This is a genomic window from Kribbella caucasensis, assembly GCF_004361855.1.
Taxonomy (GTDB): domain Bacteria; phylum Actinomycetota; class Actinomycetes; order Propionibacteriales; family Kribbellaceae; genus Kribbella; species Kribbella caucasensis.
Genome location: NZ_SNWQ01000002.1, coordinates 205,724 through 226,182, shown reverse-complemented (window position 1 = coordinate 226,182; position 20,459 = coordinate 205,724). Strand labels below are relative to the sequence as shown.

20 protein-coding genes are annotated in these 20,459 nt (G+C 69.3%); 7 read left to right on the top strand and 13 right to left on the bottom strand.

All coding sequences use genetic code 11. The features are described 5' to 3' along the window. Positions 1-26: 26 nt before the first annotated feature. Entirely contained in the window at positions 27-263 is a 237-nt protein-coding gene (locus tag EV643_RS44690) for a cupin domain-containing protein (RefSeq protein WP_202869398.1), read from the top strand. A gap of 72 nt (positions 264-335) precedes the next feature. After that, on the top strand, positions 336-515 hold the full coding sequence (locus tag EV643_RS44685; RefSeq protein ID WP_202869397.1) for a cupin domain-containing protein: 180 nt from the start codon (positions 336-338) through the stop codon (positions 513-515). 103 nt (positions 516-618) lie between these two features. Here EV643_RS44685 and EV643_RS05210 read toward each other — a convergent pair whose 3' ends face one another. Next, positions 619-1,506: a LysR family transcriptional regulator gene (locus EV643_RS05210; RefSeq protein ID WP_133798805.1), complete on the bottom strand. Its 888-nt coding sequence runs from the start codon at positions 1,504-1,506 to the stop codon at positions 619-621. 109 nt (positions 1,507-1,615) lie between these two features. Between EV643_RS05210 and EV643_RS05205 the strand changes: the two genes are divergently transcribed. Continuing rightward, the gene (locus EV643_RS05205; protein WP_238165372.1) at positions 1,616-2,659 is read left to right on the top strand and encodes an NAD(P)-binding domain-containing protein; all 1,044 of its coding nucleotides are present in this window, start codon (positions 1,616-1,618) and stop codon (positions 2,657-2,659) included. A gap of 41 nt (positions 2,660-2,700) precedes the next feature. On the opposite strand, the gene EV643_RS05200 is transcribed toward EV643_RS05205, so the two are convergent. The 3 genes from EV643_RS05200 to EV643_RS05190 all read right to left on the bottom strand — a co-directional run bounded on the left by EV643_RS05200 (position 2,701) and on the right by EV643_RS05190 (position 6,121). Beyond that, complete coding sequence (locus tag EV643_RS05200) at positions 2,701-3,519, bottom strand: oxygen-binding di-iron domain-containing protein (protein ID WP_133798803.1); 819 nt, start codon at positions 3,517-3,519, stop codon at positions 2,701-2,703. 65 nt (positions 3,520-3,584) lie between these two features. Beyond that, positions 3,585-5,519, bottom strand: coding sequence for a hypothetical protein (locus EV643_RS05195; RefSeq protein ID WP_133798802.1), 1,935 nt, complete (start codon positions 5,517-5,519; stop codon positions 3,585-3,587). Between the two features lie 128 nt (positions 5,520-5,647). Then, positions 5,648-6,121 (bottom strand): GyrI-like domain-containing protein, encoded by a 474-nt coding sequence (locus EV643_RS05190; protein WP_133798801.1) that lies wholly within the window; start codon positions 6,119-6,121, stop codon positions 5,648-5,650. Positions 6,122-6,342: 221 nt separating this feature from the next. On the opposite strand from EV643_RS05190, the gene EV643_RS05185 reads away from it, so the two are divergent. Continuing rightward, a complete protein-coding gene (locus EV643_RS05185; protein ID WP_238165371.1) occupies positions 6,343-7,611 on the top strand; it encodes a glycoside hydrolase domain-containing protein in 1,269 nt (422 codons plus the stop codon). On the opposite strand, the gene EV643_RS05180 is transcribed toward EV643_RS05185, so the two are convergent. The 5 genes from EV643_RS05180 to EV643_RS05160 are packed head-to-tail and all read right to left on the bottom strand — an operon-like array spanning position 7,612 to position 12,773. Then, positions 7,612-10,440, bottom strand: coding sequence for a DEAD/DEAH box helicase (locus tag EV643_RS05180; protein WP_133798800.1), 2,829 nt, complete (start codon positions 10,438-10,440; stop codon positions 7,612-7,614). Between the two features lie 57 nt (positions 10,441-10,497). Next, positions 10,498-11,370 carry a diacylglycerol/lipid kinase family protein gene (locus tag EV643_RS05175; protein ID WP_133798799.1) on the bottom strand — a complete coding sequence of 291 codons (873 nt, stop codon included), beginning with the start codon at positions 11,368-11,370 and terminating at the stop codon, positions 10,498-10,500. Further along, positions 11,370-12,185 (bottom strand): twin-arginine translocase subunit TatC, encoded by an 816-nt coding sequence (gene tatC, locus EV643_RS05170; RefSeq protein ID WP_238165370.1) that lies wholly within the window; start codon positions 12,183-12,185, stop codon positions 11,370-11,372. The genes EV643_RS05175 and tatC overlap by 1 nt, the downstream gene beginning before the upstream one ends. 27 nt (positions 12,186-12,212) lie before the next feature. Further along, positions 12,213-12,527: a Sec-independent protein translocase subunit TatA/TatB gene (locus EV643_RS05165; RefSeq protein WP_133798798.1), complete on the bottom strand. Its 315-nt coding sequence runs from the start codon at positions 12,525-12,527 to the stop codon at positions 12,213-12,215. Between the two features lie 54 nt (positions 12,528-12,581). Next, on the bottom strand, positions 12,582-12,773 hold the full coding sequence (locus tag EV643_RS05160) for a hypothetical protein (RefSeq protein WP_133798797.1): 192 nt from the start codon (positions 12,771-12,773) through the stop codon (positions 12,582-12,584). 117 nt (positions 12,774-12,890) lie between these two features. Between EV643_RS05160 and EV643_RS05155 the strand changes: the two genes are divergently transcribed. Continuing rightward, entirely contained in the window at positions 12,891-14,081 is a 1,191-nt protein-coding gene (locus EV643_RS05155) for a winged helix DNA-binding domain-containing protein (RefSeq protein ID WP_133798796.1), read from the top strand. Between the two features lie 3 nt (positions 14,082-14,084). On the opposite strand, the gene EV643_RS05150 is transcribed toward EV643_RS05155, so the two are convergent. After that, positions 14,085-15,062 carry a helix-turn-helix transcriptional regulator gene (locus tag EV643_RS05150; RefSeq protein ID WP_133798795.1) on the bottom strand — a complete coding sequence of 326 codons (978 nt, stop codon included), beginning with the start codon at positions 15,060-15,062 and terminating at the stop codon, positions 14,085-14,087. Then, complete coding sequence (locus EV643_RS05145; RefSeq protein WP_133798794.1) at positions 15,059-16,021, bottom strand: helix-turn-helix transcriptional regulator; 963 nt, start codon at positions 16,019-16,021, stop codon at positions 15,059-15,061. Before EV643_RS05145 ends, EV643_RS05150 begins: the two co-directional genes overlap by 4 nt. A 236-nt stretch (positions 16,022-16,257) precedes the next feature. On the opposite strand from EV643_RS05145, the gene EV643_RS05140 reads away from it, so the two are divergent. Beyond that, positions 16,258-17,358, top strand: coding sequence for a DUF3866 family protein (locus EV643_RS05140; protein WP_133798793.1), 1,101 nt, complete (start codon positions 16,258-16,260; stop codon positions 17,356-17,358). Positions 17,359-17,389: 31 nt separating this feature from the next. Then, complete coding sequence (locus EV643_RS05135) at positions 17,390-17,854, top strand: hypothetical protein (RefSeq protein ID WP_133798792.1); 465 nt, start codon at positions 17,390-17,392, stop codon at positions 17,852-17,854. A 48-nt stretch (positions 17,855-17,902) separates the two neighbouring features. On the opposite strand, the gene EV643_RS05130 is transcribed toward EV643_RS05135, so the two are convergent. Both EV643_RS05130 and pafA read right to left on the bottom strand, forming a co-directional pair. Continuing rightward, the gene (locus EV643_RS05130) at positions 17,903-18,865 is read right to left on the bottom strand and encodes an FKBP-type peptidyl-prolyl cis-trans isomerase (protein WP_133798791.1); all 963 of its coding nucleotides are present in this window, start codon (positions 18,863-18,865) and stop codon (positions 17,903-17,905) included. Positions 18,866-19,011: 146 nt separating this feature from the next. After that, positions 19,012-20,373 carry a Pup--protein ligase gene (pafA, locus tag EV643_RS05125; RefSeq protein ID WP_133798790.1) on the bottom strand — a complete coding sequence of 454 codons (1,362 nt, stop codon included), beginning with the start codon at positions 20,371-20,373 and terminating at the stop codon, positions 19,012-19,014. Positions 20,374-20,459: the final 86 nt, after the last annotated feature.

Below are 20,459 nucleotides of genomic sequence, written 5' to 3'. Positions count from 1 at the left end.
ATTACCTGAGTGCATGAGGAGACGACATGGGTGTCATCCCGATCTCGGCCGGAGTTCCGCAGGAGATCGCCGTACCGGCCGTACCGGACGACGACCGGTTGTGGGTACCGCAGGCGCCGGACGTGTGGTTCCGGCCGCTGATGCTGAACACGATCACCGGCCAGTGGTGCAACCTGCTCAAGGTGACCCGGGCGGGGATCGTGTCGCGGCACCGGCATCCGAGCGCGGTGTTCGGGTATGTGATCAAGGGCAGATGGAAGTAGGACGAACACGACTGGGTCGCGGAGACCGGGTCGTTCGTTTACGAGCCGCCGGGCGAGATCCATACGCTGCGGGTGCCCGAGGACACCGGGGAGATGATCACGTTCTTCAACATCTCCGGAGCGATGATCTACGTCGACGACGACGGCAACCAGACCGGTTACGAAGACACCTTCACCAAGATCCAACTATGCCGCGACCACTACACCACCAACGGCCTAGGCCCCACCTACGTAGACCAGTTCATCCGCTGACCCCATCCCCCGCCCCGGCGCGGCCGGGTAGCCGGGGCAGCCGGCTGCGGGTGCAGGGCGGGGCTGCGGGGCGGGCCGGGGGCGCGTGCGGTGTTGCGCGGGGCTACGGGTGGGGTGGGGGGATGGTGGTGACCGCGTCGATGACGGCGTTCAGGGCGGGGGTTCGGGGGCGGTGGCGGGGGAGGAAGAGGGCTACTTGGCGTTCGACGCCGGCGTTGTGGATGGGGACCAGGCGTACGCCGGTGAGGTTGGCGGTGGTTACCGCGAGCAGGTTGGTGACGCCGGTGCCGAGGCCGTGGCGGACCAGGGAGAGCAGCGTTTGCGGCTGGTTCGTGCGGTAGACGCTTTCGGGATTGAGGCCGGCCGACGCGAACGCCAGGTGCGACTCGAACTGCCTGCCGCCCGACGCCTCGCCGATCGAGATGAGCGGCAGCGAAGACAAGTCGTTCAGGCTGACGGAAGGCGAAGCGGCGAGCGGGTGGTTCTCGGCGAATACCGCGACGAGGGGCTCGCGCCAGAGCAGGTGGTGTTCGAGCGCCTCCGATGCGACCAGCGGGTGGATGGGCCGGATCGCCAGGTCGATCTCGCCCTGGACGAGTGCCCGTTCCAGCTCGATGCTCGGTCCCTCGACCAGCAGCAGCCGGACCTCGTGCACCTTCACGGCGACCTGTGGGAACAACCAGGCCGCCGCACTCGGATAAGCACCGAACCGCACCTCCCCTCGAGTCGTCGCCAGCGAACCGAGCCGGTGCAGGATCTCCTCGGCGGCCGGGAGCAGGGCCCGCCTTTCCGGAGTCAGGGCCACCGGGTGCGCAGTACGGTCGAAGAGTTGAACGCCGAGGGACTTCTCCAGTTCGGCGACGTGTTCGCTGATCCGGGACTGGCCGCGGAACACCGCCTTAGCCGCCGCCGAGAACCCGCCGTACCGGGCGACGGCGACAAAGCTGACGATCCAGTCCAGCCGATAGCCGTACGCCGCGGTGAGGTCCATGGGCAGCCAGTTTGCCGTTAGTGATGTTGTTTGCACGATGGCGGCGCACTGGATTAGTCCGGGAAGAGATGGGCCCGTCGGTGCTGTTGGACTGGTTGTGGATGCGCAGGTGATCGTGATCGGGGCCGGACAGGCCGGGTTGTCGGCGGCGTATCACCTGATCCGGTTCGGCTTCCGCCCGTACGACGAGGTCGTGGTGCTGGACCGGAACGCGGAACCCGGTGGAGCGTGGCAACATCGGTGGGACTCGCTCACCATGCACGACGTGCACGGGATCGCGAACCTGCCGGGGGCCGGAGTACCGGAGAGTGCGGGTGACGAGCGGGCGAACGAGTTCGTGCCGCGGTATTACGCGGACTACGAGTCTCGCTTCGAGCTCCCGGTCGTCAGGCCGGTGACGGTGGGGAGCGTGCATGAAGTGGACGGACGGTTTGAGCTGACCACGGATCGCGGGATGTACCGAGCCGAAGCGATTGTCAATGCGACCGGGACGTGGAACCGGCCGTTTGTGCCTTGGTATCCGGGGATCGAGACCTTCCGCGGGAGGCAGTTGCATACGGCCGACTACAACGGCGCCGGGGAGTTCGCCGGGCAGCACGTGCTGGTGGTCGGTGGGGGTGCGTCGGCGGTGCAGTTGCTTGCGGAGATCTCCGAGATCGCGACGACAACGTGGGTGACTCGGCGGCCGCCGGAGTGGCGGACGGATGGGGAGTTCGGACCGGAACTCGGTCGCAAGGTGGTCGCGAAGGTGGAGGAACGGGTGCGGGCCGGGTTGCCGCCGCGGAGTGTGGTGAGTGTGACCGGGCTGCAGTTGCGTGAGCAGGAACGGGCGGCGGCCGAGCGTGGGGTGTACACGCGGCTGCCGATGTTCGAGCGGATCACGCCGGACGGGGTGGTCTGGGCCGACGGGCGGACCGAGCACGTGGACGCGATCCTCTGGGCGACCGGGTTCCGCGCGGATCTCGGACATCTGGCACCGCTGCAGCTGCGCGAACCGTCCGGTGGTATCCGGATGGACGGCACCCGTACGGTCCGCGACGCGCGCATCCACTTGGTCGGATACGGCCCGTCCGCGAGCACCATCGGCGGCAACCGAGCCGGCTACACCGCCGCCCGCGAACTACGCGACCTACTCCGCGCCGAAGCCGCGTAGACCCGGCACCCCGCCCCGCACGCCGCTCCCGCGGCCTGCCGTCAGCCGGCGGCCGCGGCGGCCTCGAGTTGCGCCTGCATGTCCTCGATCATCGCGGTGAACTCGGTGTGGCTCGGGGCAGGGACGGGCGTGGCGTATGAAGCGCTCGACAGCACGTCGAGGAACCGCTCGAGCGAGGTCCCGCTCGCGGCCGGCAGGTGCGAGGAGAAGATCCGGCTCGGTTCGAGCCGACGGACGTCGTCGAGCACCTCCGCGAACTTCTCGCGGTCCAGCATCGACGACCACGGCGAGTCCATGACCGACCAGGCCAGCATCCCCGCGGCCAGTGCGTCTTGGGGCACCTCGGCGGCGTCCTGCGTCGGAGCGGCCAGCACCGCACCAAAGGAGTCGACGCTGAACAGGCTGCCGGTGGACTCGTCGAGCAGGCCCACGGACATGGGGTTGTCGTACAGGGGCGGCGCGACCGCGCGCAAGGTGCGGTCTCCCACCCACAGCCGATCGCCCGGACGGATCGCATGGACGCGATCGAGCGGGACCGGCCACCACGTCGACATCCGGATCGCCGAGAAGGCGTGGGTGACCAGCCGGGCCTGGGGTGCCGCTGCCAGGACACGTTGGACGGCGCCCGTGTGGTCGGCGTCGTCGTGTGTCAGCCACAGCCACTTCAGGTTGGCCAGGCCGACAACGGCGTCGACCGCATCGAGGAGTTCGTCGCCGGACTGACCGAGACCGGTGTCGACCAGCACGGGTTCCTGTGCGGCCAGCACGAAGGCGTTCACTGTCAGCACCTCCGCAGGACCGATCGGCAGGGTCGTCGGCAGCACGTGCACGTCGGGTGCGGGGTGGTAGATCTCGTCCATCGGAGCCTCCTGGATTGCGTTCGTCGCCACCCCGGAGGCGTTCAGTTCGAGCCCCGCACGTTCAGTCAGGACTGAACGATCCAGCGAACCGGGTCGTCGGCCGCCGGCTCGAAGGCGCAGTAAACGCCCGTGCGGATCCGTCGGTCCAGCATCTGGCCCGCAGCTGGCAGCTCCGCACCGATGCGCGCGACCGCGGTGCGCACCGAGCGGGTGACGTTGAGGCGGGCGCGCTCCGCCGCCGACGACGCCGTGCGGCTCCGGCCGGAGAGGCCGAAGGCCGAGGCGAGCTGGCGGACGAGCTCGTCACACTGCCGCTGCAGTGCTGCGGCCCGGTCGTCGGCGCCGTCGGCAAGTGCCTCCTCCACGGCTGTGCGCAGCTCCTCCACCCGGTGGCGGTAGGCCCGGCGGGCAGCCGAATCAAGCAGCTCACCCGCGTCCCCCAGGCGGTGGCGGTCCGGGCCGTCGACCGCGACGCCCTCGACCTCGTCGACGAGGTCCAGCACGTGGCGCTCGACACCCGGAGCGCGGATAAGCTCGACCAGGTAGCGCAGCCCCTTCGTCGCGGGCAGTCGGACTCTCACCCGGTCGCAGCTCACGCTCCAGACGGCTCCGTCGCGGGTCAGCAACGCCGTAGTGCCCGTGGGCGGCGCGGTCCTCGCGAAGCGCTGCAGGAGGACGGTGTCACGGGCAGGGAGTGCCACGTCGAGCCCGGCCAGGACACTGGTGGCGCGGGCCGCCTCCACGGTGGCCGCCGCTCGGTTGCCGGCCTGCTCGTGAAGGCGAACCAGGCCGAGGAGCAGCTCCACCCGGAGGACTGGCAAGCCGCTCGGCACGGCATCCAGGGCCTGCTCCATCGTGCTGATCGCCTCGGCCAGGTCTCCCGAGGCGGCCAGCAGGAGGGCCTGCGCGCGGCTCGCCTGCGCGCGGAGGCGAGGCACGTCCAGCCCACGGGCCCGGTCCATCAGCTCGTCGCACGCGGTCCTCGCGGCCCCGACGCGCGCGGCCGCGAGCTCGGCCTCGGCCACCAGGGCGAGCAGCTCGACGCCCCGTAGGCGGTCAGGCCCGACCATCCGCAGGCCACGCGATGCAGTGGCGAGCGCCAGGTCGACCTCCCCGCGGGCCAGGTGAAGCCGCGCCACCGGCAGCAGGGCCTGCATATTGGCGTCCTTGCCGACGAGCAGAGCCTCCGCATCGGCCAGGAGTCCCTGCCTGATCCGCAGGTCGGCCAAGGCGATCGCGGGATGCCAGCTGGGGATCGGCATGCACGCCTCGAACTCCGCTATGGACCTGGCCAGGAGCGACTCCGCCTCGCTCCACCGCCCCAGCTCGATGAGGGCGGTGGCCTGGACGGCGGCGCAGTGGCCGGTGAGTAAGACCCCGGCTCCGGGTGCAGGGCCGATCAACCCGACCCGGCGCAGGTCGTCCACCCAGTGGCTCGCACGGTCGAACTCCGCCGAGTAGTAACAGGCGGTAAAGAACGAGCACACGCCCATGGCCGCCGCGTCGCGGTCGTCTGCAGGGCCGCACCAGAGCGCGATAGCCTCGTCGAGCATGAACATGCCCTCGGTGACCTCGCCCGCCTGCACGCAGGCGAGACCCCCGTCCGCGAGGGCCTTGGCCTCGAGGTTGACGTCGCCGAAGCGGCGTGCCCGGTCGAGCGCGAGCTCGGCCTTGGAGCGCAGCTCGCTCGGGTCGTCCACGTCGCAGCCCGCGCCGGCGATCGCGACCCAGCCCTGCTCGAGGCAGTCCGGCTCGTCGCGCAGCAGGCGGGCGGCCCGACGGAACCAGACCCTGGCGGCGGTGCGGTTGCCGACGTATGTCTCGAAGGCCCAGCCGAGGCGGGCGCACGCGAGTGCCGCCTGCCGGACGTTGCCGGCATCGGTGAAGCCGCGCAGCGCGGCGGACAGCTCGTCGATCCCCGCCTGGACCTGTCCGCTCTGAAACGCCGCGAGGGCGTGGTAAATCGCGACGCCTGCGTTAACACCAGGCTCAGTGGCCACCTTGAGAGTCTACGGTCGCAGCGACGCGAGCAGGTGGGGGGAGTGCCACCGGGCCGGTGTGATCTCCGCCTTGGGGGGATTGCAGCTGGTTGGGGGCCGACCGGCGCCGGTGCTCGCCGTCTGAGCTATCAGTCTTTCAGTTTGAAGAGGAGTTCAGTCTCCCAGTCGTTCACGTCCGGGACCTCAGCCGGGTCGGACTTGTAGACCTCCAGCCGGCTGGCCCAGTTGTTGCCGTCGGCATCCCACTCCAGCCCCTGCTCGCGAGCCCAGTCGAGCAGGTCGCTGGTCGCCTTCAGCAGTCCGTCCGGGTGGCCGATGTGGGTCGAACTGGCGTACCGCCCGGCCGGCAGCACCCCGGTGACGATCTCGCCCTCGCCGTCGGGCCGCTCCTCGACCGGTACGCCGATCTCCATCACCAGGCCGTTCTCCATGTCGACCACGTCGTACTTGAAGAACACCGCACCGATCGGCTCGATGTCCCGTACCGCGAGCCAGCCGAACAACTCCTCGCCCCGCTGCGCGAACGCCCCGATCCCGTCCATCGGGACCGTCCCCTTGAGCGCGACGTACGGTTGCTCGTCACGCTCAACGATCTCCGGCATGGATTCCCTCCCTCGTCGTCTGCGTCCCAATCCTGCCCGACATCCGGCAGCCCGGCGAGGAGGCAGCGTGGACGCCCGATCTGCAGCGGCGGATGTTGCGGACGATCTGCCGCGGGCAGGCGCCGAAATAGCCCATTGCAGTGGTGGAGTTTCAGCGGTGTAATTCAGGTGGGGTCCGTCCAGAGGGTGTGGTATCGGTGTTGCTGCGGTTGAAAGTCTTGATGGCAAGTGGGTTGTTGCTCGTAGGGGCGGCCGGGTCGGCCGCGGCCGAGCCCTCGACGCCGATCGCGTACCCAGCGGGTGCGACGTCGACCCGGTACGTCGGGTGGGCGTTCGACACCTGTGATGCGCCTACATTGGCGCAGATGACGGCGTGGAAGTCGTCGCCGTACAGGGCGGTCGGGATCTACATCGGCGGCGGGAACCGCGCGTGCAAGGCGCAGACCAACCTGACGCCCAGCTGGGTGAGCAGCGTGACCAAGATGGGCTGGCGGCTGATCCCGATCTACCTCGGCTGGCAGGCGCCCTGCAACACGACGAAGCCGCTGCGGATGTCATCGAACCCGGCCACGGCGTCTGCGCAGGCGACCGGGGCGGCGGCGGACGCGGTCTCCAAAGCCAAGGCACTTGGCCTCGTCGGTGGCAGTGCGATCTACGGCGACATGGAGCACTATGACGCCAGCAGCGCCAGCTGTAGGGATGCCGTCCTGCGCTACTTGTCCTCCTGGACCAAGGAGTTGCACCGGCACGGCTACATCTCAGCCGTCTACGCCCACCAGAACTCAGGGGCCGTGCATCTGGCCGGTGCCTACAACTTCGCCTCCTACGCCCGCCCGGATGCGCTGTGGATCGCCCGGTGGGACGGGAACTACTCACTGACCAACTGGCCGAACATCCCGAACTCCTACTGGGCGAACGGTCAACGCGCCAAGCAGTACCAGGGCGACCACAACCGGACCTATGGCGGTGTCACCCTCAGAATCGACAGCAACCGGTTCGACGCACCAGTCGCGTCAGTAGAGTTCGCCTACACCGTCACGGGCAACGTCACTTCCCGCAGCGGGCCCTCGTGGAGCTACCCGGCTGTGACGGGGTATCCGGCCGGCTCGACCGTGCATGTGGTGTGCCAGACCTTCGGCCCGAAGGTCGGGACCACGACGGTCTGGAACAAGCTGACCACTGGTGCGTACGTCACGGACTACTACGTCAACACCCCGTCCAAGACGACGTACAGTCCCCCGATCCCCGGATGCAGTCACCCGTACCAGACGACCACGTCCTTGAGCAGACGCAGCGGCCCCGGTACGTCGTACTCGGTGGTGGGCACGCTTCCGGCCGGCTCCCTGGCGTGGGTGACCTGCCAGCGAAGCGGTACGAAGGTCGGCACCACGTCGGTGTGGAACCGGCTCACCGACGGCAGCTACGTGACCGACTACTACGTCGCCAACGCCAGCAACACGACGTACTCCGCTCCAATCCGGCGTTGCTGACTACTCCGGTTCGTCCACCACGGACGCGTACGAGATGACGCCGCGGCGGATCTGATCCGTCACGGCCAGGGCGGTCGCGCGCAACGGGGTGGCGCCGGCCGCGTCGGCGACCTGCTCGGTGAGGTCGATCAGCTGCTTCACCCAGCGGACGAAGTCCCCGGCGGCCAGGTCGGATTCGTAGAGCACCTCGCTCAGCGACGCACCCGACGCCCACCGGAACGCGGCCCAGCAGAAGTTGAGGTCCATCGACCGGAGGAAGTCGACCCGCATGTCCCGCTCCAGTGCGGACAGGTCGCGCCAGATCACGCCCATCCGCTCCAGCGAATCCCGGACCTCGCCACGCGGCAACCGCGGCGACGACGGCTCGTCCTTCGCGCGCGATTCGTACACCAGGGCAGCCAGGCAGGCCGCGAGCTCCGGTACGTCCAGGTCGTCGAAAACGCCCTGCCGCAAGCACTCGGCCGCGACCAGGTCGAGCTCGGCGTAGATCCGGGCCAGCCGGTCGCCGGCCTCGGTGGTCTTGTCGCCGTCGAGGTAGTGCAACGCGTCGAGGACCTGGCAGACCCGGTCGAACTGGCGGGCGATGGTGTTCGTCCGCTGCTCGATCTTGCGCTGCACGTCGCGGTTCTCCCGGTCCAGCCGGAAGTACCGCTCGGCCCAGCGGGCGTGGTCCTCGCGGTCGGAACACCCGTGGCACGGGTGCGCCCGGAGCTGGGCGCGCATCTCCTGCAGTTCGGGGTCGTCCGCGTGCGTGATCACGTCGCGGTTCTTGCTGCGCGACGGCGGTCCGTCCTCGCCGAGCATGTCGGTGCGGTTGCGCAGTACCTGGGCGAGCTCGCGCCGCTGCTGCGGGTTGCGCGGGTTGAACTTCTTCGGGATCCGCAACGTGTCGATCCCCTCGACCGGGGTCGGGAAGTCGATCATCGACAGCTTCCGCACCTGCCGGTCCAGCGTCAGTACGGTCGGCCGCGGCCCCTCCCGCTCGGACCTGAAGCCCGGGTCGAGCACCAGTGCCCAGCCCGCACTGCGACCCGCGGGGATGCGGATGATGTCGCCGACGCGCAGCTTCTCGATCGACTCCTGCGCCTCGACCCGCCGGTCCAGCTTGCGCCGTTTGGACCCCGACGCCTCCCGATCACCGATCCGGCGCCGGAGCGCGGCGTACTCGAGGAAGTCGCCGAGGTGGCAGTCGATGGACTCCTTGTACCCCTCCAGTGCCTCGGTGTTGCGCTGCACCTGCCGGGCCAGTCCGACCACGGCCTGGTCGGACTGGAACTGCGCGAACGACAGCTCCAGCATGTCCCGGGCCCTCGACCGCCCGACCTGGCGGACGAGGTTGACGGCCATGTTGTACGACGGGGAGAACGACGAGCGGAGCGGATACGTACGGGTGCTCGCCAGGCCGGCCACGGCGCGCGGATCGAATCCGGGCTGCCACAGCACGACCGCGTGACCCTCCACGTCGATCCCACGGCGGCCGGCCCGTCCGGTCAGCTGGGTGTACTCCCCCGGCGTGATGTCGACGTGTGCCTCGCCGTTCCACTTGCTCAGCTTCTCCAGCACCACCGTGCGGGCCGGCATGTTGATGCCGAGGGCAAGCGTCTCGGTGGCGAACACCACCTTGATCAGACCACGCGCGAACAGCTCCTCGACGACCTCCTTGAACGCCGCCAGCATGCCCGCGTGGTGCGCCGCGATCCCCCGGCTGAGCGCCTCGGCGAAGTCGTGGTAGCCGAGTACGCCGAGGTCCTCGTCCGGCAGCTCGGCGGTCCGCTCGGCCAGCACCCGCTTGATCTCGTCCCGCTCACTCGGCTTGGTCAGCCGCAGGCCCGAGCGCAGGCACTGCAGCATCGCGTCCTCGCAGCCCTTGCGGGAGAAGATGAAGTAGATCGCCGGCAACAACGCGCCCGCGTCCAGCTCCTCGACCACGTCCGACCGGAACGGCGTGAAGTGCGACCGGCTCGGCCGGGTCTTCGGCAGGTCCCGGCGTCGTCGTGGTTTGCGCGAGTCGTCGCGAAAGATCCGCGAGTCATCCCGGGCGATCCGGACCAACTGCGGGTTGACCAGGTCCTTCAGGTCGGTCTGGTTGGCCCTGGCGGCTGGGTTGCCCGACTTGCTCGGCTTGACTGGGGCTCCGGTACGGGCCGTCGGCGCCTCGCCCGCGAACAGGTCGTGCAGCCGCTTGCCGACCATGACGTGCTGGAACAGCGGCACCGGCCGCTTCTCCTCCAGCACGACGACGGTGTTGCCGCGAACGGTCTCCAGCCAGTCGCCGAACTCCTCGGCGTTGCTCACCGTGGCCGACAGCGACACCACCGCGACCGAGTCGGGCAGGTGGATGATCACCTCTTCCCAGACGGCTCCACGGGCCCGGTCGGCCAGGTAGTGCACCTCGTCCATCACGACGTAGGAGAGACCGAGCAGCGTGTGCGACCCGGCGTACAGCATGTTCCGGAGGACCTCAGTCGTCATCACGACGATCGGGGCCTCGGAGTTGATCGAGTTGTCGCCGGTCAGCAGGCCGACGTTCTCGGTGCCGTAGCGGCGTACCAGGTCGCTGTACTTCTGGTTGCTCAGCGCCTTGATCGGGGTGGTGTAGAAGCACTTCTGCCCGCGCTGCAGAGCCAGGTGGACGGCGAACTCGCCGACCAGCGTCTTACCGGACCCGGTGGGCGCCGCGACCAGCACCTGGTGACCGTCCTCGAGGGCGGCGCAGGCGCGCAACTGGAACTCGTCCAGCTTGAAGTCGTAGAGCGACCGGAACTCCCTCACAGCCGGATGCCCCTGGTCCGAGCGGAACACGGCGTACTTCTCGGACGGGGTGCTCATTGCCCCAGGCTATGCGACGCCGGTACCTGAACCCCGCGGTGGGCTGGCTGCTCAGCTTCAGGCGAAGACGGTGAGGGCGCCCTGGGCGATGGTGATGTCGACCGGGAGGGGGCCGAGTATCTCGCCGTCGGCGTACGCCGTCACGCCTTCGGACTCGAGTCGGACCGAGCGGCCGCGGAGGGTGTGGACCATCGGGTGACCGACGTGGGTGCCCTTGGAGAGTTTGGGGAACATCTGCAGCAGGGTCAGTCGCGACACCGGCTTGATGATGGTGATGTCCAGCAGGCCGTCGTCGATCTCCGCGCCGGCGCAGATCTGCAGGCCGCCGCCGTACGTCGGGCCGGTGCCGACCGCGACCAGCATGGCGTCGGTCTCGATCACCTGGCCGTCGACGGTGACGACGTACGAGAGGGGCTTGAAGGTGCGGAGTTCGGCGAGGGTGGCGACGGTGTAGCGGGCATTGCCCTTCGGCCAGGTCATCGCGTTGGCCCGCTTGTTGACCAGGGAGTCGAAACCACCGGCAACGACCGTGGTGATGAACTCGTCCTTCGCCACCGCCAGGTCGACCGAGCGGGTCCGGCCGGCCACGATCAGGTCGACGGCAGCGTCCGGGTCCTTCAGCGGTACGCCGATGCCGCGGGCGAAGTCGTTCCCGGTGCCGGCCGGGATCACGCCGAACGGCATCCCGGACTTCGCCAGCACCTGGGCGCCGAGGTGGATCGTGCCGTCACCGCCGATCAGGGCGACCGCGTCCGCACCCTCGGCGATCACCTCGGCGGAGATCCGGCCGACGTCCTCGGCGCAGCTGGTCGTGTGCTCCGCGACGGTGAGGCCGACCGCTTCCAGGCGCGACCGCACGATCGGGGCGAGCCGGGCGCCGAGGCCCCGGCCGGAGGTGGGGTTCACCACCAGCGCGATCTTGCGGCCCATCAGTCGGCCAGCAGTTCTTCGGTCTTGCGCGCCCGGCGCTTGTCGTTGAACCGGGAGATGATCTCGGCGACCACGAAGAGCAGGCACATCGGGATCGCCAGCAGGCACATCGTGAACGGGTCACCGGACGGCGTCGCGACGGCCGCGAAGAGGAAGATGGCGAGCACGATGTACGGCCGGAACTTGCCCATCGCGGCCGCGGACACCACGCCGAGCATGTTCAGCAGCACCACGACCAGCGGGATCAGGAACGCGACGCCGAACACCAGCATCGTCCGGATCACGAAATCGAGGTAGGCCGGCAGCTCGACCAGGTTCTGGATGTCCAGCGGGGTGAAGCCGAGCAGGATCTCGATGCCCTTCGGCAGCGTCCAGTACGCGACCACCATGCCGCCCAGGAACAGCGGCGTGGCGATGGCGGAGAACACCATCGCCCACTTCTTCTCGTTGCGGTGCAGCCCGGGCGCGATGAACGCCCAGAGCTGGAACAACCAGATCGGACCGGCTGCCACCAGCCCGGCCAGGGCCGAGATCTTGATCTTGAACGTCAGCGCGTTGCCGACGCCGGGAAAGGTCAGCTCGGGGATCTTCGTGCTGCCCTGTTCCTTGGCCAGCTCACTCACACTGGTCACGAACGGCTGGGTCAGGAATTCGAACAGCCGATCGTAGAAGATCCAGCCGGCCACCGTGCCGATCAGGATCGCGATGATGCACACGACCAGCCGGTTGCGCAGCTCGGTGACGTGCTCGCGCAGGGTCATCCGACCCTCGTCGTCCTGCGGGCGGCGCTCTTTCCGCCGTCCGAACTTCACCATCGTCACAGGTCAGGGGCTACGCGTGACTCAGTTGGCCGTGTGGGTCGGCGGCATGCCGTCGCCGGGGGCCTGGCCGTTCACCTGGTTCGGCTGCTGGGCAGGCTGGGCGGCCGGCTGCTGGGTCGGCTGGTTCACCTGCTGGGCCGCGGAGGTCTGGGGGCCTTCGGTCAGCTCGGGGTCCTTGTCCTTCTTCCCCGGTCCGACCTCCTCTTCCCAGATCTTCTTCGACCGGCCGAGCTGCTTCACCAGCGCGGGCAGCTTCGCCGAACCGAACAGCAGCACGACGATCGCCAGGATGACGAGCCACTCTGCGCCCTGGGGCATACCGATGAGCGGGGCCATGAGGATCTCCCTTTCACAACTGATGGTGGCTCAACGCTGAGACTGGGCCGAATACTACGCCGGGGACCTGGCAGTCCGGCCAGACCGTCCGGAACCGGCCTGAGACTGCGCTTCCCCGAGCTTGGACTGGGCGGCGACCAGCTCACGGGCCAACGCCTTGCCCTGGCCCCACAACTTCTTGGCGAGCAGGGCGAGGACAAGGAGCCACACCGCCACCACACCGAGGAAGAGCAGGAACCAGTACATGTCCACGAGCCTATCCGGTTCCTGGTCACGGCCCACGCCTCGCGGGGGTTCCGGCCGCCCAACGGTGTCGGAACGTGATGGTAAGAATGGGTTTCCGGCAGACACAAAGGGGGGCCGATGGTGCGGATCGGGGCCGAGGAACGGCGGACCAGGCTGGGGCGGCGACACAAGCTGGCGTCCTCCTGCCAGGCGGCCGATCCGGTGGAGGCTGCGCGGGCAGTCGTCGTACTGCATGCCACCGACCCGGCGACCGTTCACCTGTCGGTCGCGGCCCGGGTTCCGGGGAGTGACGTCGCGGGTACGGAGCGTGCCCTGTACGACGATCGCGCGCTGATCCGGATGCTCGGGATGCGGCGGACCGTGTTCGTGGCGCCGACCGAGCTTGCGCAGGTGATCCAGGCCGCCTGCACCGACGACATCGCGGTGAAGCAGCGCAAACTCCTGGTCAAGCACCTCGTCGAGGCGGGGATCGAGGGTGACGCCGAGGCGGCCGGGCAGTGGTTGCGGGCGGTCGAGGAGTCCACCGCGACCGCACTCAGCCTGCGCGGATCCGCGACGGCGCAAGAGCTGTCCCAGGACGAGCCGCGGTTGCGCAGCCGACTGGCGATGGCGGCCGGCAAGACGTACGCCGCCCAGCCGTATGTCACCAGTCGCGTCCTCTTCCAGCTCGCGGCCGACGGGCGGATCGTGCGGGGCCGCCCACTCGGCACGTGGCTCAGCGGTCAGCACCAATGGTCCCCGGCCGAGGCCTGGTTCCCGGACGAGACCGGCGAGAAGCCGTCGGCGGACGAGGCCCGCGCCGCGTTGGCCCGCGCCTGGCTGGAGTCGTTCGGGCCGGGGACGCTGGCAGACCTGCAGTGGTGGACCGGCTGGGGCCTCGGCCAGACCAGGAAGGCGCTCAAGGCGGTCGAAGCCGTCGAGGTCGAGCTGGACGGCGCCGTCGGCTACGTGCTGCCCGGGGACGAGGCGCCGGAGGTGGAGGTCGAGCCGTGGGTCGCGTTCCTGCCCGCGCTGGACCCAACGCCGATGGGCTGGAAGGAGCGCGACTGGTACCTCGGCGAGCACAAGTCCCGCCTGTTCGACACGACCGGCAACATCGGCCCCACCGTCTGGGCCGACGGCCGCATCGTCGGTGGCTGGGGCCAGCCTGAATCCGGTGAGGTCCGCTACCAACTCCTCGAGGACGTCGGCTCCGAAACGGCTGCCCTGATCGACCGCGAGGCTGACCGCTGGACCAAATGGCTCTCCGGCGTCCGCGTCACACCCCGTTTCCGCTCGCCCTTGGAGAAGATCCTCAGCCAGGGATAGCGACTACAGCTGGTCGTCGTAGGCGGTGAGGGCCTCGCGGGCCGTGGTGGCGATCTGGTCGCCCAGGTCGGCGGGTTCGAGGACGGTCGCGGCGCCGCCGAGGCGCAGTACGAGGCGTTGGAGCCAAGCGGTGTCGGCGACTCGGAGCTTGATGATGAGGGAGTTGCCGGCGGCTTCCTTGACCGACTCGGTGGGGTAGTACTCAGCCACCCAACGGGCCGGCGGGGCGAGCCGGATCGTGGCCAGCAGGTCGTGTTCTGACGGCTGGAACATGCCGTTCGAGAGGTCGCGCGGGGTCGCCTCGGGCGGGGGTTCGCTGGGGAGATCGAGAAGCTTCACCGCGGCGATCCGGTCCAGGCGGAACAACCGGACGTCCTCCGCGAGCCGGCACCACGCTTCGAGGTACGTCCGGCCCTCCGAGACGACCAGGCGCATCGGATCCACGTCCCGCTCGGTGGTCTCGTCGCGCGACGGTACGTCGTACGTGAGGTGCAGGCGGCGCTGACCGGCCAGGGCGCGGTTGACGGTCTCGGCGATCTCGGGCGCGGCGGGCTCCACGTGGACGTGCGCAGCTGCGCCCTCACCTGCGGCGGCGGCCTCACCGGCGGCGGTCTCGAGCTTGGTGATCGCGCGGTCGACGGCATCGCGATCCTGGCCGGCCGTCACCTCGCGCAGCGTCCGGAGCGCGGTGAGGAGTGCGAGCGCCTCGTCCGCGGCCAGCCGGAGCGGCCGGGCGAGGTAGTCGGCGTTGTTCAGGTGGATGACGCCTTCGCCCTCGGCGGCGTCGATGTCGATCTCGATCAGGTCGCCCATCTGCGCGCCCGGCAGCCCGCAGAACCACAGCACCTTCAGGTCCGCGATGATCTGCCTCGGCCGCACCCCGAACTCCGCGGCGACGTCGTCCACCCGGGCGCCGTCGTTCTCCCGCAGGTACGGCACCAGCGCGAGCAGCCGCTGGACCTGGTCCCGCGCATTGCTCATCCGGGCACCCCTGCCACCGACCGCAGGCGGCGCAGTACGCCGTCCAGCACGTCGCCCGGCCCTTCGACCACAGCATCCGGACCGCACGACGCGATCTCCTCGGCGAGCACCTCGGAATCGGCATACGGCACGTGCAGCAGGTCCCAGCCGTCCTCGTACGGCTCGATCGCATTCGCCCGGCGGCGCAGGCTGACACAGCACCCGGCCCGGGCCCGGACCTTCGCCTCGGATGTCGGTCGCGGCGGTGCCAGCTCGGAGACGAGCGAGCGGATGTCGGTCCCCTCCGGCACGGTGAACGCGCCGGCTCTTCCGACGGTCTTCACGTTGCCGCCGATCCGGGACAACCGGAACATCCGGGTCGCCTGCCGATCGCGGTCCCGGCCGACGACGTACCAGCGGCCGTGCCAGGAGACGATCCCCCACGGCTCGAGGGTCCGCATGGTCGACTCGGCGGCGCCGCTGCGGCGATGCTCGAACCGGACGACGGTCCGGCTGACCACGGCCGACCAGAGCGGGTCGAAGGCCGGCTCCGAGGCCCCGACATGCGGCTCGATCGCGCTCAGCGCCGACTGGTCGGTCTGGATCCCGGCCGCCTTCAGCTTCAGCACGGCCGATGTGGTCGCCTCGGCCAGGCTGGCGTGCTGCCAGACCCGGGCGGCGACACCGAGCACGGCCGCCTCGTCCGGTTCCAGGTGCACCTCGGGCAGCTCGAACACGTCCCGGCGGATCCGGTAGCCGACCTCGTCGGAGAAGAACTTGTCGATGGTGCCCATCTCGATCGGGATGCCGAGATCGCGCAACTCGTCCTTGTCGCGCTCGAACATCTTCTCGAAGGCGTCGTCGGTCTGCCCCGCGTAGCCCTCGACCACCTCGCGGATCCGCTCCTTGGTCACGTACGTGCGCGCGACCAGCAGGCAGATCACCAGGTTGAGCAGCCGCTCACTCTTCCGCGCCGACACCCGACCACCTTACGGGCTCGGTGGGCCGAAACGCTCGCTCCTCGCCGAACATACTTTCGGATCCACGCCGTACTCCGCTCCGCAACCGATCCCCCGGGCGACGAAACCGGGAGCTTGAACAACTAACGGTGAGCTTGAACCAGCTGTGGGTTGTTCAAGCCCACCGTTTCTTGTTCAAGGTGCCAGCCGGCGACCACCGACCACGGTGCGTCTGTGGGAGTGGCTAGGGTCGGCGTGTGATTCGGTGGCGTGAAGGGTCTGTGGTCGAGCTGGGCCGGGCCTGGGCGGGCGCTCAGGAGCTGGTCGTATCCGTGGGTGAGCTGAGCGTGCGGGCGCTGGCCTATCCCGACCTGGTCGGTGCTCCGGTGGTCGGCGATCGGGTGCTGCTCAACGTGGGCGCGCTCGATCGTGGGCTCGGGACAGGCGGGTACGCGCTCGTCGTGGCGATCCCGGATCGGCTGCCCGCGGATCCGCCCGAGACGGGGCACCTGGTGAAGGCCCGGTACACCCCACTCCAGGCGATGGTGCTGGGCGCCGACGAGCAGGACTCCCCCGACCACGACGTACTGCGGGACGCCGACGACCTGTTCGGTACGCCGGTCGTCGTCGCGGACCTGCACTCGGCGTTGCCCGCAGTACTGGCCGGTGTGTACGAGGCGCGGCCGACTACGCGGGTGGTGTACGTGATGACGGACGGCGGGGCGCTGCCGTTGGCGTTCTCGCGGACTGTGGCGTCACTGCGTGAGAGCGGCTGGCTGGGTGGGACCGTGACCGTCGGGCAGGCGTATGGCGGTGACCGGGAGGCCGTGACGGTCCACACCGGCCTGTTGACCGCCGTACACGTGCTGGCGGCGGAGGTCGTCGTACTGACCCAGGGACCGGGCAACCTCGGTACGGGCACGCGATGGGGGTTCTCCGGGGTCCAGTCGGGTGAGGCGGTCAACGCGATCGGCACGCTCGGCGGGCGGGCCGTGGCGTCGCTGCGGATCTCCGAGGCCGACCCGCGACCACGTCACCGCGGCATCTCGCACCACAGCCTCACGGCGTACGGACGGGTCGCACTCCAGCCCGCGGACGTCGTCGTACCGGATCTCCCCGGTGACTTCGGCGACGCCGTCCGGGACGCGGCCGAGCCGTTGAAGGCGCGGCACCGGGTCGTCCGCATCGGAGTCGACGGCCTGTACGACGCGCTGCGCGCCGCGCCGGTCAAGTTGTCCACGATGGGCCGCGACTTGGACGCCGACCGCGCCTACTTCGAAGCCGCCGCAGCCGCCGGCCGCCATGCAGCCGGTCTGGTGGACGTACCCCCACCTGGTTCGGGGTCCCAGTACTCCTGATTCAGCGGGCCCGGCGGCCGACTCTTGAGGTATGGCAACCACAATCCGCATCCACGAGGCCCCGACCGGCCCACCGCTCGCCGTACGGGCCGCGACCGCAGCCTGGTTGCTGGCAGTCGGTTCCGGTGTCGCCGAGACGGTCGTCGGCGTGATCGGCGCGATCGGCGACGACACCCCCGTCGTCGCGATAGCCGCCCAGATCGCCTTCCGGGCGGTCGTTTACGGCTCGCTCTTCGTCATCATCGACCGCTACTTCCGCCAGGGCGTGCCCTGGTCCCGCTGGCTGCTGGCCGGCCTGCTCGGCATCGTCGGCCTCGCAACCCTCGTCATCGGCCCACTCCAATGGCTGATCACCAACGGCGACTTCACCACCCTCCACCCCGACGCGACCTTCGCCACCTTCGCCGCGATCCGCACCGTCCACATCCTCGCCGTCCTCGCGGCGGTCCCCCTGATGTTCGCCCCGGACGCCAACCGCTGGTTCCACAGGAAGTGAAAGGCCGGCCTCCCGTTCGTGGGAGGCCGGCCTTTCGCACGCGAACGATTACTGCTGCTGCTTCGGGGCCGGGAAGGCGTTGAGGATGTCGATCACCGCGAAGGCGTTGACCGTCTTGCCGGCCTGGTCCTTGGAGGCGGGGAGCTCGACGAGGACGCGGCTGCCGATCGGGATGCCGGCGAGGCCGTCGAGGGCGCCTGCCTGACCGTTCGGGCCGGGGCCGACCTGGAGCTGGTCGGTCGGGGCGCCGGCCTGACCCTGCTGTCCGTCCCAGGTGCTGGCCTGCTTCTTGCCGGCGTAGTCGTAGACGACGTAGCGGCCGATCAGCTGGCTGCCTTTCTCGATCGGCTTGCCCTTGCCGGTCGCGATCACGACGGGCTTGCCGGGCTTCGCCGGCGGCTTGGATCCGGCCGGGACGGTGACCTTCGGCTCGGCGTTCAGCTCGCCGGTGACCTTGAACTTGGTGGCCGGCGCGGCGACCGGGTCGGCGTCCAGCTTGGTGTCGTTCGCAGCGGTGCTGACCAGGTCGACGACGAAGATCAGCGTGTCGTCGCCCTTGATCCCGGCCTGCTCGTTGCCCGTCTCCTTGTACCCCTTGTCGGACGGGATCGACAGCAGGATCCGGCTGCCGAGCTTCTTGCCGACCAGACCCTCGTCCCAGCCGGCGATGACGCCGCCGACACCGATCGGGAACGACGACGGCGCGCCGCGGTCGTAGGAGTTGTCGAACACCTTGCCGTCGCGCCAGATCTGGCCGAGGTAGTTCGCGGTGAGCAGCTCGCCCTTCTTCACCTCGGCGCCGTCGCCCTCCTTGAGGACCTCGGTCACCAGCGCCTTGTCCGGCTCGCCCTCGCGGTGGGTGATGGTCGGCTTCTGACCGAACTCGGACTCGACCTTGATGCCGGCCTTGCCGAAGTCACCCCCGCCACCGGAGTCCGAACCCTCGGAGCCGCAGGCAGCCAGGGACGACCCCAGCGCCAGCACTGCGACCACACTCAACAGCTTGCGCACGAACGAGCACCTCGAAATATCCCGGCGCGGAACCCCGCACCTCGGTGGACGGCCAGATAACGCGCCCACCCTAGCGGGCACGGGCAAGGCCGCCACCAGCTACCTGCGTCACCGTTCGGTCACGTCACGCAGTGTCGCGATGCCGCTCACATGCTGGCGATGAGCTTCTCGACCCGCTCGTCGTGGGACTTGAACGGGTCCTTGCACAGCACCGTGCGCTGGGCCTGGTCGTTCAGCTTCAGGTGCACCCAGTCGACGGTGAAGTCGCGGCGGCGCTCCTGCGCGCGCTTGATGAACTCGCCGCGCAGCCGGGCCCGCGTGGTCTGCGGCGGCACCGACTTGGCCTCGAAGACGCGCAGGTCGTCGACCACCCGGGTGACCGCGCCCTTGCGCTCGAGCAGGTAGTACAACCCGCGCGGCCGGTGGATGTCGTGGTACGCCAGATCCAGCTGCGCCACCCGCGGACTGGCCAGACCGAGGTTGTTCTGGTGCCGGTACCGCTCGATCAGCCGGTACTTGATCACCCAGTCGATCTCGCGTTCGATCCCGGACAGGTCGCCGGACTCGATCGCCTTCAGCGTCCGCTCCCACAGCGACAACGCGCGCTCGACGGCCGGCGTACCGAGCTCCCGGCGGTCGACGAAGTCACGGGCCTTGGAGAGGTACTCGCCCTGGATGTCGAGGGCGCTCGCCTCCCGGCCGTTCGCCAGCCGGACCTCGCGGCGGCCGGTCATGTCGTGGCTGATCTCCCGGATCGCCCGGATCGGATTGTCCAGCGTGAGGTCGCGCATCACGATGCCGGCCTCGATCATCCGCAGCACCAGGTCGGTACTGGCTACCTTGAGCAGCATGGTGGTCTCGGACATGTTCGAGTCGCCGACGATCACGTGCAGCCGGCGGAACCGCTCGGCGTCCGCGTGCGGCTCGTCACGGGTGTTGATGATCGGCCTGGACCGGGTCGTCGCGCTGGAGACGCCTTCCCAGATGTGCTCGGCGCGCTGGCTCACGGAGTACACCGCGCCGCGCGGGGTCTGCAGCACCTTGCCGGCGCCGCAGATCAGCTGCCGGGTGACCAGGAACGGGATCAGCACGTCGGCCAGCTTGGCGAAGTCGCCATGCCGGCTGACCAGGTAGTTCTCGTGGCAGCCGTAGCTGTTGCCGGCCGAGTCGGTGTTGTTCTTGAACAGGTAGACGTCGCCGAAGATGCCCTCGTCGTGCAGCCGCTTCTGCGCGTCCACGAGCAGCCCCTCGAGGATCCGCTCGCCCGCCTTGTCGTGCGCGATCAGGTCGGTGACCGAGTCGCATTCTCCGGTCGCGTACTCCGGGTGGGAGCCCACGTCGAGGTAGAGCCGGGCCCCGTTGCGGAGGAAGACGTTGCTGCTCCGCCCCCAGGACACGACGCGCCGAAACAGGTACCGCGCCACCTCGTCGGGGGTCAGTCGGCGCTGACCGCGAAAGGTACACGTGACGCCGTACTCGTTCTCCAGACCGAAGATTCGCCGGTTCACATCACCCACCCTACGGCCCGCCTCCTACATTCCGTCCCGGCCACAGGCGCGCCGCTGAATTGCGTTACCCAATGTCAACCGACCGG